The 15530-nt window shown below is 75.2% G+C and carries 15 protein-coding genes; 5 read left to right on the top strand and 10 right to left on the bottom strand.

The features are described from left to right. Positions 1 to 4: 4 nt before the first annotated feature. The 5 genes from purU to HLV61_RS20745 form a co-directional block, all read right to left on the bottom strand. On the bottom strand, positions 5 to 889 hold the full coding sequence (purU, locus tag HLV61_RS20725) for a formyltetrahydrofolate deformylase (RefSeq protein WP_369258878.1): 885 nt from the start codon (positions 887 to 889) through the stop codon (positions 5 to 7). 62 nt (positions 890 to 951) lie between these two features. Then, positions 952 to 1872, bottom strand: a complete 921-nt coding sequence (ligD, locus tag HLV61_RS20730) for a non-homologous end-joining DNA ligase (protein ID WP_369258880.1) — start codon at positions 1870 to 1872, stop codon at positions 952 to 954. Between the two features lie 10 nt (positions 1873 to 1882). Then, positions 1883 to 2872 (bottom strand): non-homologous end-joining DNA ligase, encoded by a 990-nt coding sequence (ligD, locus tag HLV61_RS20735; RefSeq protein ID WP_369258882.1) that lies wholly within the window; start codon positions 2870 to 2872, stop codon positions 1883 to 1885. A 3-nt stretch (positions 2873 to 2875) separates the two neighbouring features. Further along, on the bottom strand, positions 2876 to 3886 hold the full coding sequence (gene ku, locus HLV61_RS20740) for a non-homologous end joining protein Ku (protein WP_369258884.1): 1011 nt from the start codon (positions 3884 to 3886) through the stop codon (positions 2876 to 2878). Positions 3887 to 4012: 126 nt separating this feature from the next. Beyond that, on the bottom strand, positions 4013 to 4618 hold the full coding sequence (locus HLV61_RS20745) for a DUF1360 domain-containing protein (protein WP_369258886.1): 606 nt from the start codon (positions 4616 to 4618) through the stop codon (positions 4013 to 4015). A gap of 155 nt (positions 4619 to 4773) precedes the next feature. Here HLV61_RS20745 and HLV61_RS20750 point away from each other — a divergent pair, with 155 nt between their 5' ends. Both HLV61_RS20750 and HLV61_RS20755 read left to right on the top strand, forming a co-directional pair. Then, a complete protein-coding gene (locus HLV61_RS20750; RefSeq protein WP_369258888.1) occupies positions 4774 to 5298 on the top strand; it encodes a hypothetical protein in 525 nt (174 codons plus the stop codon). A 284-nt stretch (positions 5299 to 5582) separates the two neighbouring features. Further along, positions 5583 to 5981 (top strand): STAS domain-containing protein, encoded by a 399-nt coding sequence (locus HLV61_RS20755; RefSeq protein ID WP_369258890.1) that lies wholly within the window; start codon positions 5583 to 5585, stop codon positions 5979 to 5981. Between the two features lie 73 nt (positions 5982 to 6054). Here the strand turns inward: HLV61_RS20755 and HLV61_RS20760 are convergent, their stop codons facing one another. Then, entirely contained in the window at positions 6055 to 7065 is a 1011-nt protein-coding gene (locus HLV61_RS20760) for a DNA topoisomerase IB (protein ID WP_369258892.1), read from the bottom strand. Between the two features lie 73 nt (positions 7066 to 7138). Next, positions 7139 to 8992 carry a SpoIIE family protein phosphatase gene (locus HLV61_RS20765; RefSeq protein WP_369258894.1) on the bottom strand — a complete coding sequence of 618 codons (1854 nt, stop codon included), beginning with the start codon at positions 8990 to 8992 and terminating at the stop codon, positions 7139 to 7141. A gap of 250 nt (positions 8993 to 9242) precedes the next feature. On the opposite strand from HLV61_RS20765, the gene HLV61_RS20770 reads away from it, so the two are divergent. After that, positions 9243 to 9740 carry an ATP-binding protein gene (locus HLV61_RS20770; RefSeq protein WP_369258896.1) on the top strand — a complete coding sequence of 166 codons (498 nt, stop codon included), beginning with the start codon at positions 9243 to 9245 and terminating at the stop codon, positions 9738 to 9740. Then, positions 9737 to 10861 carry a SigB/SigF/SigG family RNA polymerase sigma factor gene (locus HLV61_RS20775; RefSeq protein ID WP_369258898.1) on the top strand — a complete coding sequence of 375 codons (1125 nt, stop codon included), beginning with the start codon at positions 9737 to 9739 and terminating at the stop codon, positions 10859 to 10861. The genes HLV61_RS20770 and HLV61_RS20775 overlap by 4 nt, the downstream gene beginning before the upstream one ends. Before the next feature lie 6 nt (positions 10862 to 10867). Here the strand turns inward: HLV61_RS20775 and HLV61_RS20780 are convergent, their stop codons facing one another. Next, complete coding sequence (locus HLV61_RS20780) at positions 10868 to 12034, bottom strand: SPFH domain-containing protein (RefSeq protein ID WP_369258900.1); 1167 nt, start codon at positions 12032 to 12034, stop codon at positions 10868 to 10870. A gap of 77 nt (positions 12035 to 12111) precedes the next feature. Then, a complete protein-coding gene (locus tag HLV61_RS20785) occupies positions 12112 to 12552 on the bottom strand; it encodes an NfeD family protein (protein ID WP_369258902.1) in 441 nt (146 codons plus the stop codon). A gap of 54 nt (positions 12553 to 12606) precedes the next feature. Here HLV61_RS20785 and HLV61_RS20790 point away from each other — a divergent pair, with 54 nt between their 5' ends. Next, positions 12607 to 13344, top strand: coding sequence for a hypothetical protein (locus tag HLV61_RS20790; protein WP_369258904.1), 738 nt, complete (start codon positions 12607 to 12609; stop codon positions 13342 to 13344). Positions 13345 to 13386: 42 nt separating this feature from the next. Here HLV61_RS20790 and HLV61_RS20795 read toward each other — a convergent pair whose 3' ends face one another. Continuing rightward, the gene (locus HLV61_RS20795) at positions 13387 to 15408 is read right to left on the bottom strand and encodes a S8 family serine peptidase (protein ID WP_369258906.1); all 2022 of its coding nucleotides are present in this window, start codon (positions 15406 to 15408) and stop codon (positions 13387 to 13389) included. Between the last annotated feature and the right edge of the window lie 122 nt (positions 15409 to 15530).

Consider the following 15530-nt stretch of genomic DNA (forward strand, 5'->3'; position numbering starts at 1 on the left):
GGGATCACGCGAAGACGATGGTGCGGTCGCCCTCGACGACCACGCGGTCCTCGACGTGCCAGGTCACCGCCTGGGCGAGCACCTGCCGCTCGACGTAGCGGCCGACGCGGCGCATGTCCTCCACCGTGGCGCGGTGGTCCACCCGCGCCACCTCCTGCTCGATGATCGGCCCGGCATCGAGGTCGGCGGTCACGTAGTGCGCCGTGGCCCCGATCAGCTTCACGCCGCGGTCGTGCGCCGCGCGGTAGGGGTTGGCGCCGACGAAGGCCGGCAGGAAGCTGTGGTGGATGTTGATCAGCCGCTCCGGGAAGCGGCTGCAGAAGTCGGCCGACACGATCTGCATGTAGCGGGCGAGCACCACCAGGTCGGCGTCGCCGACCAGCTCGAGGGCCCGCGCCTCGGCCTCCTCCTTGGTCTCCGACGTCACCGGCACGTGGTGGAACGGCACCCCGGCCGCCCGCGCCACCGGCTCGAGGTCGGGGTGGTTGGAGACGACGGCGGTGATGTCGGCGCGCAGGTCACCGGCGCGCACGCGGTAGAGCAGCTCCTGCAGCACGTGGTCGGCCGTCGACACGAACACCGCCAGCCGGGGCCGGTGCGCGGCCTCGGCGAGCCGCCAGGTCAGGTCCCACTGCGCCGCGAGCAGCTCGAGCGCGCCCTCGAGCCGCCGGCGGTGGGTGGCCAGGCCGGGCAGCACGAACTCCAGGCGGAGCGTGAAGACGCCGCCGGTCGGGTCCGAGGAGTGCTGCTGCGACTCGGTGATGTTGGCGCCGACGTCGGCCAGCAGCCGGGACAGCACCGCGACGATCCCGGGCCGGTCGGGACAGCGGACCACCAGCCGTCCGACGTCGGAGGAGGCGGGGTCGTGCGCGAGCGGGGCGGCGGACACGGGAGGGATCGTGGCAGGAATGGCCATTCCTGCCGGTGGGGGCTGCCGGTGGGGGCTGCCGGTCAGCGGGAGGGCAGGCGGGCGCGGGTGCGGCCGGCGACGTCGAACAGGTCGCCGTACTCCTCCACCCGGGCCAGCACCTCCTCGGTGCGGAAGCGCAGCTCGCCGGGGTCGGCTCCGCCGCGGACGGCGTCCACCTCGTCCCAGCCGATCGGCGTGGACACCGGGGCGTCGGGGCGGGCGCGCAGCGAGTAGGGCGCGACCGTCGTCTTGGCCGGGTTGTTCTGGCTCCAGTCGATGAGCACCTTGCCCGGCCGCAGCACCTTCTCCATCCGCCAGACGACGCGGTCGGGGGTCTCGGCCGACAGCTCCTGCGCCAGCGCCCTGGCGTAACGGCTGGGGTGCTCCCGGTCGGTGACCCGGATCGGCGCGTAGACCTGCATGCCCTTGGAGCCCGACGTCTTCACCACCGGGTCCAGCCCGTCCTCGACCAGCCGCACGCGCAGCCGTTCGGCGACGTCGCAGCACTCGCGGATGCCGGCGTCCGGGCCGGGGTCGAGGTCGAGGACGAGCAGGTCGGGCAACGCCGGCTGCAGCTTGCTGCCCACCTGCCACTGCGGCACGTGCAGCTCCAGCGCAGCCAGGTTGGCCGCCCACGCGAGGTCGGCGACGGTCTCCAGGATGACCATCTCCAGCACCTCGCGGTCCCTGGAGCTGCCGGGGCTCGGCACGGTCACCTTCCGCACCCAGTCCGGCGCGTGCCGGGCGCTGTTCTTCTCGTAGAACGCCTGCCCCTCGACGCCGTCGGGCCAGCGGGTGAAGGTGACCGGCCGGCCGGAGAGGTGCTGCAGGAGCACCGGGGCGATCCGCACGTAGTAGTCGATGACCGCGGCCTTGGTGAACGAGACCTCGGGGAAGAGCACCTTCTCGAGGTTGGACACCGACAGCTGCCGGCCCTCGACGCGCACGCGCTGGCGGCTCATCCCACCCCCCTCACGGGGACCACTCCACGACGACGTCGTCGACGTCGACGTCCTCGCGCAGCCCCCGCCACGCAGGGTGGCGCATCCGCCCCTCCGCGGTCCACGCGGCGAAGGCGACCTCCCCGACGAGGTCCGGCTCGGCCCACCGCGCGTCCCGGGCGACGTCGCGCGGGAGGTCGCCGGCGAACGGCGTCCCGCGGCGGGGCGTGAGCAGGTCGCCGAGCTCGCGCAGCGCGGCGTCGGTGAACCCGGTGCCCACGTGCCCGGCGTAGACCAGCCGCCCGTCGTCGTCGTGGACGCCGACCAGCAGCGACCCCACTCCCCCGGCCCGCCGCCCCCTGCCCGGCCGCCACCCCCCGACGACGACGCTCTGCATCCGCAGGTGCTTGACCTTGCGCCACTCCGGCGAGCGCACGCCGGGCCGGTACGCCGAGTCCAGCCGCTTGGCGACCACGCCCTCGAGCCCGTTGTCCCGGCTGGCGGCGTGGACGCCGGGGCCGCCGCCGCGGAACCACGGGGTGGCTACCCAGCGGTGCCCCTCCGGACCGAGCGCGTCGAGCCGCTCGCGCCGCTCCTCGTAGGGCAGGTCGAGCAGGCCGCGGTCGCCGTCGACCAGCAGGTCGAACACGAGGTAGGTGACCGGCGCGGCGGCCGCGAGCCGGGCGACGTCGGCGCCGCCGGTGCGGTGCATGCGGTTCTGCAGCAGCCCGAAGTCCGGACGGCCGAGCCGGTCGAGGGCGACCACCTCGCCGTCGAGGACGACGTCGGCGCGCCGCAGGACCTCCGGTACGTGACTGAGTTCGGGATAACGGTCGGTGAGGTCGGTGCCGCTGCGCGCCCAGAGCCCGAGTCGGCCGTCCCGCACCGCGGCGAGCGCCCGGATCCCGTCCCACTTGAACTCGTAGGCCCACGCGGCGTCGTCGGCGGCCGGCGGCAGCTCGCCGGCGACGGCGAGCATCGGCGCCGGCACCGGCGGCTCGGGGAGCGAGGCGGGCCGCACCGGTCAGGCGCTGCGGCGGGAGGTGCGCTTGGCCGGCTCCTTCGCGGCCGGCTCCTTCTTCGCCGCCGTCACCTTGCGCGCCCGGGTGGTGCGGGCCGGCGCCTCCTCGGCGGCGGCGTCCTCCGCCGGCTTCTTGGCGGCGGCCTTCTTGGCCGGAGCGGCCTTCCTCGCCGGCGCGCGGCGCGCGGGCGCCTCGTCCGCGGCGTCCGCTGCCTCGTCCTGCGCGCCGTCGTCCGCGGCACCGCCACGGGCCCGCTCGACGCTGCGCCGCAGCGCGCTCATCAGGTCGACCACGGACGCGCCCGGGTCGGCGGTCTCCGGCACCGGCTGCACCTCGCCGCCGGTCTGCTTGGCCTCGAGCAGCGAGGTCATCGCCTCGCGGTAGTCGTCGGTGAACTCCGACGGGTCGAAGTCGGCGACCATCGAGGTGATCAGCGCCTCGGCCATCTGCAGCTCCTGCGGCCGGACCGAGACGTCCTCGTCGAGGAAGCCGAAGTCGGGACGGCGGATCTCGTCGGGCCAGCGCATGGTGTGCAGCACCAGGACGCCGTCGCGGACGCGCATCGCGGCCAGGGACTCCCGCTGCCGCAGCGCGATCTTGGTGATCGCGACCCGGCCGGTGTTCTCCAGGGCGTCGCGCAGCAGCACGTACGGGCGCGTGGCCGGGCCGTCGGGCTCGAGGTAGTAGGTCTTCTCGAACTGGATCGGGTCGATCTCGGCCTGGTCGACGAACTGCAGGACCTCGATCTCCCGCCGGCTGGCCAGCGGCAGCTCGGCGAGGTCGTCGTCGGTGAGGATCACCAGCTGGCCGTCGGGCAGCTCGTAGCCCTTGGCGATGTCGCCGTACTCGATCTCCTCGCCGTCGATCGAGCAGACCCGCTTGTACTTCACCCGCCCGCCGTCGAGGGCGTGCACCTGGTGGAAGCGGACGTCCTTGTCCTCGGTCGCGGTGTAGAGCTTCACACCGATGCTGACCAGGCCGAACGAGACCGCGCCGCGCCAGATCGAGCGCATGTCCACTCCCCTTCCCCGGGCTCCTCGACCGCGGGGCGGCCGGCCCGCAGGATAGGTGCGGGTCGGCCCCCTCAGCAGCACGGATGCCGCCGGTCTCCTCCGCCCGGGGGAAGCGGGCGTCTCGTGTCAGTCCTGCTCGGCGTGCCGCCCGGCCTGGTCGTCGTCCTCTCCGCCGGGTTCCTCGCCGCCGCCGGTGACGCTGGTCTGCAGCGCGTCGTAGGCGAACTGCAGCACGTCGGAGCCGGCCACCATCGTCATCGTCAGCGCGGCCAGCCGGGTGGCCCGCGGCGCGGCGACGTAGGAGAAGACGAACGCCGTGCCCACCCACTGCGCCAGGCAGAACGGGCAGGTGACCAGCTCCCCGACGGCGTGCTTCCAGCCGTGCTCGACGCGCAGGTCCTCGGCCAGCTCGGCCTCGCCCGAGGCGCCCTGGAAGCGGGCGAAGGGAGCGCGCAGCGGGCTGGTCACGGGGTCCTTGGCGATCCGCCGGGCCAGCCGGAAGGTGCCGACGGTGAGCAGCACGGCGTCGCCGAGCGGGATGCGTGCGGGCAGCTCGCGGCCCGACGCGCGCACCACCGTCGCGGCGGCGGTCACCGCGGCGCTGTAGACGCCCATGGCGCCCAGGAACCCGCCGAGCGGCCGGCCCTGCCCGCCGTCGTACCCGCGCGCCTGCTCGTTCGCCCAGCGGCGGACCGGTTCCCCGATGCGCGCCACCTCGTCCTGGATCGCCATGGGGGTTGGGCTACCCGCCGGGCCGCGCGGCCATGCCGCGACCGGCGCGCCGTCGGGCACACCCGCCTCCCGCATGGGACGCGGGGAGGCGGGTAGGCGGTGGAGCAGTCCGCCGCCGGGTGCACCCGTCCGGCGGCCCGAGAGAGAGGAACCCCATGACCGAGCCGGGCCCGAACGACAGCGGGGCGATCCACTCCGCGCAGAACGACAGCGAGTTCCCCGACGACGAGCGCGGCCTGACCGGCGTGCGCGAGGGCGGGGCACCGGGCTCGCAGGGGCAGACCGCCCGCGACGTGTTCCCCGAGGACAACGGCGTGCCGGACACCTCGCAGGACGACTTCCCCACCATGCAGCGCTCCGAGGACCCCCAGTTCGCCCCCGAGCCGGGCGACCGCGAGGACCACCGGCCCGTCGACTTCGGGACGACGGCGCGCGAGCAGCAGGAGGGTGAGTCGCTGACGCAACGCCTGGAGGAGGAGATCCCCGACGACGACCCCGGCGTGCGCCCGGCCGAGGACCCGTCGCGTGCCTTCGCCCAGCTCGACCAGGACCAGGACACCGACCTGCTCAGCGACTCGGGCACCAACCGCACCGGCGACGACGTCGAGGCGTTCGCCGACGCCCCGGTCGCCGGCGAGGGGCCCGAGGAGAGCGCGATGCACGTCGTCGAGGGGACCTGACCCCCACCGGGCCGCTCCCCCGTTCCCGAGCTCGACTGCTCCTGACCTCCCCCGCCCGGGTGGCCCCTCCCGTGGGTGCCGCCCGGGCTGGTTGGCGTCCGGCGACCGGGTTGTCTACGTTGTAAATGCGGTTGAGCAGGCAGCCGCGCGCGCCGGGCGGCCGACCGCCTCCGGCGTGCTCCCAGCAGAGCCGGCCCATCCGGGGGCCAAGACACCCTCGGCGCGCACGGCGGTAGATTGACCGGTGGCCGCACCACTCGTGGCCACTGAGAGGAGCTGCGTCCGTGACCGCATCCGACCTGCCCGCCGGGGGGCAGCACGACGTGTCCACCGAGGGCACGGAGGCACCCTTCGACGACGTGATCACGCTCTCGACCTCCACCGGCGAGGACGGCGTGGTCACGGTGACGGTCGTCGGCGAGGTCGACACCTTCACCGCCCCGGTGCTGCGCTCCTCGCTGGACACCCAGCTCGAGCAGCAGCCCCGCGAGCTGGTCATCGACCTGTCCGGCGTCCAGTTCCTGGGCTCCGCCGGCCTCGCGGTGCTGGTCGAGACCCAGAAGTCGGCGAAGTCCCGCGACGTCGACCTGCGCCTGGTCGCCACCACCCGGGCGGTCACCCGCCCGCTGGAGGTCACCGGCCTGATCGACCTGTTCACCATCGTGGACAGCAGCGCGCGCTGACCCCCGCACCACCGAGACGAGGCCCCGCTCCGGCGGGGCCTCGTCGCGTTCGGGGCCCCTGCGGGCGGGCCGGCTAGGCGGAGAGCAGGCGGCAGACGGCCTGCTCGAGCACCTTCTGCGCCTCGCGGTCGTCCTCGGCGCCGGCCGCCTGGCCGAGCGCGTCGGCCACGGTCTCGCCGTGCTCGTAGCGGTCGACCACCCGCGGGTCCACGTAGCTGGCCTTGCAGACCGCCGGGGTGTTGCCGAGCTGCTCGGACACCCGCACGTAGGCCGCCCGGATCGTCTTGTCCCGCGCCGTCCGGCTCCGCGGCGGCGGCTGCTCGGCGAGGGCGGCGGCCATCATCACGGTGGCGTTCCACGTCCGGAAGTCCTTGGCGGTGATCTCCGCGCCGCTGACCTCCTTGAGGTAGGCGTTGATCTCGTCGCTGGTCACGTCGTGCCAGCTGCCGTCCTCGAGCCGGTAGGCCAGCAGCTCGTCACCGGCGTCGTCGGGCCGCTCGAGCAGCTGCCGGACGACGGTCGCCGTCGGCCGGTCGGTGATCTCCACCTCGCGCTCGATGCCGCCCTTGGCGGTGTACCGGAAGAACGTCCGCTCGCCGCGCACCGTGACGTGCTCCCGGCGCAGGGTGGCCAGGCCGTAGGTGCCGTTCTCCTCGGCGTACTCCTCGCTACCGATCCGGAAGGTGCCCAGGTCCAGCAGCCGCAGGGCGCAGGCGAGCACCCGCTCGCGGTTGGGCCCGCGGGTGCGCAGCGCCGCGGCCACCCGGTCGCGGACGTCGGGCAGCTCGGAGGCGATGGCGAGCACCCGCTCGTGCTTCTCGGCGTCACGGCGGGCGCGCCAGGCGTCGTGGTAGCGGTACTGGCGGCGGCCGGCGGCGTCGAGGCCGGTGGCCTGGATGTGGCCGTTGGGCCACGGGCAGATCCAGACGTCCTTCCAGGCCGGCGGGATGGCGATCGACCGGATCCGGTCGATCCGCTCGGGGTCCCTGATCAGCTGACCGGTCTCGTCGCGGTAGGAGAAGCCGCGGCCGACCCGGCGCCGGGTCCAGCCGGGCCCGTGCACGTTGCTGCGCCGGAGTCTCACGCTGTCGTGGATGGGCACCGGACGGGTCCGGTAAACGGCCCGGCCGGGTGCCTCACCCCTCGGCGTGCCCGGGTCAGCGCAGCTCGACCAGCCGCTGCAGGCCGCTGACCTCGAGGATGTGCCGGGTGACGCCGCCGGCGGGCGCGTGCACCACCAGCCGCCACCCCTCGGCCTCGGCGATCGCGGCGACGGCCAGCACGACCCGGACCGCGGCGCTGCTGAACAGCGTGACCGCCGTGAGGTCGAGCTCCACGCGGACGGTGCCGCCGTGGCTGGCCTCGAGCAGCCGGATCCGCAGCTGCTCGGCGCCGACCATGTCGACGTCCCCGCCGGCGCGCACCACCGGGCTGCCGCCGGCGCGGTCCACGACGACGCTCGCGCCGCTCCCGCCCACCGGGAGCTCGGGCTCCGCGTCGGGGGTCTGCCGCAGCCGCGTGCGCAGGGTGACCGTGGTGCCGTGCTCGCCGCGCACGACCATCCCGTCGACGAGCTGGCGCATGATCAGCAGCCCGCGGCCGCGGTCGCCCGGGTCGCGGCCCGGCGGGCGCCAGGTGCCCTCGTCGTGCACGGTGACGGTCAGGACGCCGTCGACGTCGACCGCGGCGGTCACCCGCATCGGCCCGGGCTCGGTGTCGCGGTAGGCGTGCTCCGCGGCGTTCGCGCAGGCCTCCCCCACCGCGACCATCACGCCCACGCGGTCCTGCTCGCCCATCCCCAGGGCGATGAGCCAGGCGCTGAGCCTGCGGCGCACCGCCGGCAGTGACGCCGGCACCGCGAGCAGGTCCAGCCGCAGCGGCTCCACCGACCGCGGGCGGCGGTGTGCGACGAGGACGGCGACGTCGTCGGGGCGGCCGCCGCCGGTGAGCAGGCCGTCGGCGATCACGGCGGCCAGGCCGGCCTCGGCCTCGCCGTCGAGCCCCTCGGGGTCGGCCAGGGCCTCGCGGGCGACGGCGGTGAGCCGGCTCAGGCCCGCGGACGGCGGCGGGCCGGAGGCGGCGACCGCGCCGTCGGAGTACAGGACGAGGGTGGCGCCCGGCTCGAGCTGGGCGGTGGCCACCGGCGTCGCCGCGCCGCGCACCGTCCCGAGCGGCGGCCGCGCGGTGACCGGGAGGTAGGCCGTCCCGCCGTCGGCCTCCACCAGCAGCGGCGGCGGGTGCCCGGCCGCGGCGTACGTCAGGCCGCCGGTGGCCGCGTCGAGGACCACGTAGAGCACCGAGGCGCCCTGCACGTCCTCCATCTGGACGGCGAAGTCGTCCAGGGCGGCCATCACCGCGGCGGGCGCGGGATCGCGCAGCGCGCTCGAGCGCATCGCCCCGCGCAGCCGGCTCATCGCCCCGGCGGCCGGCACGCCGTGGCCGACGGCGTCGGCGATGACCAGCGCCAGCCGGCCGTGTCCCAGCGGGACGGCGTCGTACCAGTCACCGCCGGCGGCACGGCCGGAGCTGGCCGGGTGGTAGCTGCCGGAGAGCCGCACGTCGGGGAGCAGCGGCAGGGACGGCGGCAGCAGCGAGTGCTGCGCCTCCCCCACGACGTCGCCGGCGCCGTCGGGACCCCTCGCGGCGACCTCGTCCGCGCCGCTCTCGAGCACCAGCACGGCGCCCGGTGCGCCGCCGGCGGCCAGCGGGCGCACGGTCACGGTGACCGGCGGGCCGTCCCCCGTCACGACGCCGGAGAGGACCTCCGGCCGGCCCGTGCGCAGCACCGCGGCGACGACGTCGGCGACCGACCGGCCGCCGACGACGGGCAGGTCGTCCGGGGTGGGGCCGAGCGCGCGGGCGCGGGCGTTGGCCCAGAGGGTGCGGGGGTCGGCACCGGCGACGAACCACAGGGCGGACGGCGCGTGCTCGAGGGCGGCGAGCAGCGCGGCCTGGCCCTCGTCCTCGACGTGGCCGGGCCCCGTCGGCAGGCTGCCCTGGCTGGCGTTCATCCGGGACCAACAGACCACAGGGCCCAGGGCCCGGCAACCGCGGGAACGGCACCGTGACCTGGTGTTTGATGAGCCGGCCCGGGCGGGTAGCGGAGGGGGCTGGTACGCGACCCCTCCCCCTCGCCCACCCCGTTGCCCGCCCCCGCGCGCGGCGCGGGGTGGACGCCGGGCAGGATGGGTCGCCGGGCGCTGCGGTCCGGTCCCCGGAGGGGACCACGCCGCGGCCGGACGGATGAGGAGCGGACGACGGATGGCGGACACGAGGGGTGCACTCGCCCAGGACGGGCGGCGCGCCGAACGACTGGAACTGCGCGTACCCACCACGCCGACCCAGCTCCCCGCGGTGCGGGCCATGGCCGGGGACCTGGCCATCCGCATGGACTACGACCTCGACTCGGTCGAGGACCTGCGCCTGGCCGTCGACGAGGCCTGCGCGACGCTCGCCGCGATCGCCCTCGGCGACGCGCCGCTGACGGTCGTCTTCGAGACCACCCGGACCGGGCTGCACATCGACGCGTGGGTGCCCACCGCCGACGGCACCGAGGTCCCCCGCGACGGCTTCGGCTGGGCGGTGCTGGCGACCCTCGCCGACAACGTCGACGGCCGGCCCGCCACCCAGGGCGACGTCCCCGCCGGTGACGGCAGCGGCAGCGCGGTCGCCGTCATCTCGATGGACAAGTACCTGCCCGGCCAGCGGCCGGAGCAGCTCGTCGGTTCGGCGGGCAGCGACCTCTCGGTGGCCCAGTGACACCGGCAGCAGCCGACTCCCGGGCCGTCGAGGAGGACGCCCTGCACGACGATCCGTCGCAGCCCGCTCCCGACCCGGCCGAGCCGGGCGCCGACGAGGCGGCCGACGCCGACGCCGAGGACACCGGGTCGGGGGACACCGGGTCGGAGGACACCGGGTCGGAGGACACCGGGTCGGAGGACACCGGGTCGGAGGACACCGGGTCGGAGGACACGGAGCCCGACGCCGTGGAGCCCGACGCCGTGGAGCCCGACGCCGTGGAGCCCGACGCCGTGGAGCCCGAGGTCCTGGAGCCCGACGCCGTGGAGCCCGGGGCCGAGGAGGTCCCCGCCCCCGCTGCCGACAGCCCGCCGGTCTCGGACAACCGGCGGCGCGCCGAGCGGACGGCTCCGCTGTTCGCCGAGCTCGCGACCCTGGAGAAGACCGACCCGCGGCGCGAGCGGCTGCGCGAGATCCTCGTCGAGGAGCACCTGCCCCTCGTCCGCCACTTCGCCCGCCGGTTCAGCAACCGCGGCGAGCCCTTCGACGACCTGCTGCAGGTCGGCACGCTGGGGCTGATCGCCGCGATCGACCGGTTCGACCCCAACCGCGGCGTCGAGTTCCTCTCCTTCGCCGTCCCCACGATCACCGGCGAGATCAAGCGGCACTTCCGCGACCAGGGCTGGTCGGTGCGGGTGCCGCGGCGGCTGCAGGAGCTCCACCTGTCGCTGAACTCCGCGGTCGGTGAGCTGGCCCAGAAGAACGGCCGCGCACCCACGCCGTCGGAGCTGGCCGAGCACCTGGGCATCCCGCGCGAGGAGGTCCTCGAGGGCCTGGCGGTGGCCAACGCCTACCGCAGCAGCTCCCTGGACGAGCGGCTCTCCGGCGAGGACGACTCCCCCACGCTGGCGGCCACCCTCGGCGAGGAGGACGCGGCGCTGGAGGGCGTGGAGTACCGCGAGTCGCTGCAGCCGCTGCTGGCCACCATCCCGGCCCGCGAGCGCCGCATCCTCATCCTGCGGTTCTTCGGGAACATGACCCAGTCGCAGATCGCCGCCGACATCGGCATCTCCCAGATGCACGTGTCCCGGCTGCTGAGCCAGACGCTGGCCAAGCTCCGCGAGGGCCTCCTCAAGGACTGAGGCGGCTCAGGCCGGGGGCGTCAGCCCGTTCTGCTGCTGCAGCTCGGCGGCCACCTGGGACAGGGGCGGGGCGACCGGCAGCGCCGGCTCGTCGTCGGCGATGCTGCGCAGCTCGATCTTCGCCTCGGGCTGCGCGGCCGCCGGCGGCAGCTGCGACTGGAACCAGTCGCTGGTGTCGATCGGCCGCGCCGGCGCGGTCCCGTCGGCCGGGGTGGGGACGTCGAGGAAGGACCGCTCGCCGTCGGCCCCGCCGAGGCGGCCCAGCCCCTCGAGCGCCTTGCTGAACTCGCTCGGGACGATCCACATCTTGTTCGCGTCGCCCTGCGCGATCTTCGGCAGCGTCTGCAGGTACTGGTAGGCCAGCAGCCCCTGGTCGGGCCGGCCGTCGTGGATGGCCTGGAAGACGGTCTCGATCGACTTGGCCTGCCCCTGCGCCTGCAGGAACAGCGCCGCGCGCTCGCCCTCGGCCCGCAGGATGCGGCTCTGCCGCTCGGCCTCCGCCTGGAGGATGACCGCCTGCTTCTGGCCCTCCGCCGACAGGATCGCCGAGGCCTTCTGCCCCTCGGCCGAGGTGATCGCGGCCTGCCGCTGGCCCTCGGCGGTGAGGATGATCGCCCGCTTGTCGCGGTCGGCGCGCAGCTGCTTCTCCATCGAGTCGCGGATCGACGGCGGCGGCTCGATCGCCTTGATCTCCACCCGCGCCACCCGCAGGCCCCACGGCCCGGTGGTGCCGTCGAGGACCTCGCGCAGCTGGCTGTTGATGCCGTCCCGGCCGGTCAGCGACTGCTCGAGGTTGAGCCCGCCGACGACGTTGCGCAGCGTCGTCGTGGTCAGCTGCTCCATGCCGGTGATGTAGTTCGCGATGCCGTACACCGCCAGCCGCGGGTCGGTGACCTGGAAGTAGACGACGGTGTCGATGCCGACCTGCAGGTTGTCGGCGGTGATCACCGGCTGCGGCGGGAACGAGATGACCTGCTCGCGGAGGTCGACCGTCGCCCGCACCCGGTCGACGAAGGGCACCAGCAGCGACAGTCCCGGGGAGAGTGTGCGGCTGTAACGACCGAGCCGCTCCACCACCTTGGCCTGCGCCTGCGGCACGATCGTCACGCTCCTCGCGACGACGACCACCACCAGCAGCGCGACGACGATCAGCGCGATCAGTGCAGGTGTCACGGCGGCGCTCCTCGGCTCGGGTCCCACCATGATCCTCCCCCAGTACCGCACCCCGGGTCACGCCCCGGACGGGGGGATCAGAGCTCGAGGGCCTCGCCGACGACGGCCGTGGCGCCGTCGACCTGGAGGATGCGCACCGTGCTGCCGACGGCGAAGCCGTCGTCGCCGTACTCGGTGCGCGCGCTCCACTCGTCGGCGCCCACCCGGATGCGGCCACCGGAACGACCGACCTCGCGCGTCACGGTGGCGGTGCGGCCGATCAGCGCCTGCACGCCGTCGACGTGGCGCGGCATCCGGTTCTCCAGGTGCGCCTTCGCCGCCGGCCGGACGCTGGCCACGAGGAACACCGAGACGGCGATGAAGGCCACGATCTGGAAGGCGAACGAGCCCCCGGCGAGCGCGACGGCCGCGCCGCCCAGCGCACCGCCGGCGAACATCAGCAGGACCAGGTCGAGGCTGGCGATCTCCCCGGCGACGAAGAGGCCGGAGGCGACCAGCCAGAACACCCACGCAGCCATGCCCCCAGTCTCCCAGACCGCGGACCCGCGGCGGGGCCGACGTAGCCTCGCCGGGTGCTCCACGACCTCCCCGCCGGACGCTTCGCCGTCTGGGCGACCGCGTGGCTGTCCGGCCGCACCTCCTACGACGCCGCGCTCGACGCGCTCACCGACGACCGCGCGCACCGCGTCACGGGCCTGCCCGGCACGTCCGACGCGGTCCCGCTCGGATGGGCGCTGACCGCGCTGCGCGGCCTGGGCGAGCGGCGGCTGCGGCTGGTGCTGCCGGTGCCGGGCGACGTCCGCGGGCTGCCGCGCGCGCCGGGCCTGGCCGCGCTGGCGCTCGGGGCCGGCCAGGCCGCGGTCGGTGACGCCGTCGCGCTGGTGCCCGAGGAGCTCGGCCCCGAGGTCACCGCGTGGACGGCGGTCGACCTCACCGGCCTGGCGCCCGCGCCGCCGCCGGCCGAGGGGTCGCTGCGCCAGGTGTCCGGAGCGCTGGACCTCGCCGTCGGCGACGCCGCACGCACGCTCGTGGCGCTGGACCTGGCGCGCTGGAACCCCGAGGTGCCGGCGCTGCTGGCGGGGCTCGGGACCGCCTCCGCGCCGGGGCTGCCGCCGGACACCGAGCCGCTGGCGCTCTCGGTGCTGGCCCGGGCGCAGCGCCTGGCGCGGGTCCTCGACCTGGCGCTCACCGACGCCCCCGGGGGCGCGGTCACCCACACCCAGGCCGCCGCCCGCGACGAGGCGCTGCGCCCGCTGGCCACCGCCGTCCGCGAGGCGACCGTCGCCGCGTACAACGCCGTCCCGCGGTAGGCCGCGCCCGGCGCCGGCTGCCGAGCGGCCGGGCCGGGCCGGTCAGCCCCCGCTGGCCGGACTGCCGGGCTCGAACCGGGCGGAGAACCCCGACTCCGGGTCCCACTGCGCGGTGCACCTGAGGCCGGGGAGGCCGAACTCGACCACGAGCGCCTGCCGGGGGCCGGCGCCGTCCCCGGCCCCCGGCCGGTCGACCACGTGGCCGACCGCCCCCGCGGGGAGGACGACGCCGCGGTCCCGCAGGATCGCCGTCTGGTCGTCCCGGAGCTTCTGCACGAGGCCCGGGTCACCGATGACGTCGTGGACCAGCGCGAGGACCGCCGGGTCCCGCCCCAGCCGCAGCAGGAGCTGATGGGCCTGGCGCAGGGCGGAGTCCGCGCCCGCTCCGGTCTCGTCCATCCTGACCAGCTCGTCCTGGTGCGCCTCCAGCGCCCTCGCCAGGGCCGCCAGGTGGACGCGCTCGCGGATGAGGTCGATGAACCGCCGCCGGCGCAGAGCCGCCTGCAGCGCCCGGAGGACGTTGATCCGCCCGTAGCCCACCCGCTCGTTCCAGGTCCCGTTCCGGTGGGCCGGCTGGAACGCCATGACCCCGATCTTGTCCGCCGTGGACTCGATGAGGACCCGGACGTCGTCGGCCGACAGGTGCGGCCGCAGGCTCAGGACGAGGGCGGCCAGTCCGGCCACGTGCGGAGTCGCCGCGGAGGTCCCGCCGTAACCAGGCACGTGGTCGGTCCCGTACGCACCGCCGGCCGTCCCGGTCCCGTGGGGCACGGTCGTCGGGACGTCGATCGAGGGAGCGACCACGGAGATCCCGGGGCCGAAGGTCGAGCCTCCCCACCACACGCCGGTGGTGCGGTCCTCCGGCAGGAGCCGGGAGGACCCGCCGCACGCGATGACCCGCGGATCGATGGCCGGATACCCCAGGCCCCTCCTGTCGGTGTTCCCGGTCGCCGCACACATCACGACGTCCCGCGCGAAGGCGTACTGGATGGCGCCACCGACGAGGGCCTGGTCCCAGGTCCCGAAGACCGCGAAGCTCATGCTGACGACGCGGGCGCCCGCGTCCACCGCGAAGTGGAGACCGCGGTAGAGCTCCCAGTCGGTGACGTTCCCGAACGCCACCGGCAGGACCGGGCAGAGTCCCGCGACGCCGGCGAGTCCCCTGAGGTTCTTGGCCCTGGCCGCCGCGACGCCCGCACTCATCGTCCCGTGGCCCGCGGCGAAGCTCTGCGCGGGCGCGTCGTCCCCGCTCGCGCCCGATCCGGTGGACAGCCCGGGCAGCACCCACAGGTCGGGATGGGTCAGGTCGACGCCGGAGTCGACGACGCAGATGACGACGTCGCCGCTGCCGAGCGTGTAGTCCCAGCCCGTGAGGACGCCGTCCTGCGGCGCGGAGGCGACGATCCGGTCGAGGTTCCACTGTTCCGGGGACAGCGGCTCCGACAGGCGCCCGGTGTACGGCAGCACCATGGGCATGTTCTCGTGCAGCACCTCGTCGACGTCGTCCCCCGCCTCGGTCAGGAGCAGGGTCCGCAGCCTGTGGGAGTCGGTCACGGACACGTCGACGGTGTACCGCCGGTAGCCGCCTGCTCCCACGGTGTCGGCGAACCGTCGGTCGTCGTCGGTCTGACGGATCGGGAAGCGGTCCTCGACTGCCCGGAGGTCCGCGCCCTGCTCGCCGGCCAGCAGGACCAGGGAGTCCGGCAGCGGGCAGTGCAGGCCTGCGCGCCCCGGTGCACCCGCCGCTCGGTAAACCGGGCCGAGCCACTCCAGCTGCCGTCCCAGGGCACCGGTGACGTCCTCGAGCTGCCGGTCGGCGATCTGCTCCCCGCGCGGGCTCCGCACCCAGAACCGCGTGTCGGTGTGGTTGATCGCCTCCACCGGCGGGGCGTCGGTCGCGGGTCCGTCGTCCCGGTCGGGTTCGAGCTCGAGACCCAGGGACCGCAGGCTCTCCTGCAGCCGGGCGCGGTCCTGCGGCTCGGAGAAGGACAGCAGGATCCGTGCCGGATCCAGCACGACCACCGCGCCGGAGTTCCGAACCAGGTCCGGGGAGAAGCGGTTCATGACGCGCCACCGTCTCCGCCTGCCGCGCCGGGCCGGCGAGTCGTCGTCTCGTCGACGAGGTCGCCGCCGAGTCGAGCACCGGTGACGCTCCTCAGGCCCGCGTTGCGTGTCAACCGGCTCCG

This window comes from Geodermatophilus amargosae, from assembly GCF_041028265.1.
GTDB classification, from domain to species: Bacteria; Actinomycetota; Actinomycetes; order Mycobacteriales; family Geodermatophilaceae; genus Geodermatophilus; species Geodermatophilus amargosae_A.

Bases quoted from the DNA above. Each gene is read 5' to 3' on its own strand.
- HLV61_RS20770 (WP_369258896.1), top strand. From the start codon at position 9,243: ATGGCGGACACGAGGGGTGCACTCGCCCAGGACGGGCGGCGCGCCGAA.
- HLV61_RS20795 (WP_369258906.1), bottom strand. From the start codon at position 15,408: ATGAACCGCTTCTCCCCGGACCTGGTTCGGAACTCCGGCGCGGTGGTC.
- HLV61_RS20750 (WP_369258888.1), top strand. From the start codon at position 4,774: ATGACCGAGCCGGGCCCGAACGACAGCGGGGCGATCCACTCCGCGCAG.
- HLV61_RS20765 (WP_369258894.1), bottom strand. From the start codon at position 8,992: ATGAACGCCAGCCAGGGCAGCCTGCCGACGGGGCCCGGCCACGTCGAG.
- ligD (WP_369258880.1), bottom strand. From the start codon at position 1,872: ATGAGCCGCCAGCGCGTGCGCGTCGAGGGCCGGCAGCTGTCGGTGTCC.
- ku (WP_369258884.1), bottom strand. From the start codon at position 3,886: ATGCGCTCGATCTGGCGCGGCGCGGTCTCGTTCGGCCTGGTCAGCATC.
- HLV61_RS20785 (WP_369258902.1), bottom strand. From the start codon at position 12,552: ATGGCTGCGTGGGTGTTCTGGCTGGTCGCCTCCGGCCTCTTCGTCGCC.
- HLV61_RS20745 (WP_369258886.1), bottom strand. From the start codon at position 4,618: ATGGCGATCCAGGACGAGGTGGCGCGCATCGGGGAACCGGTCCGCCGC.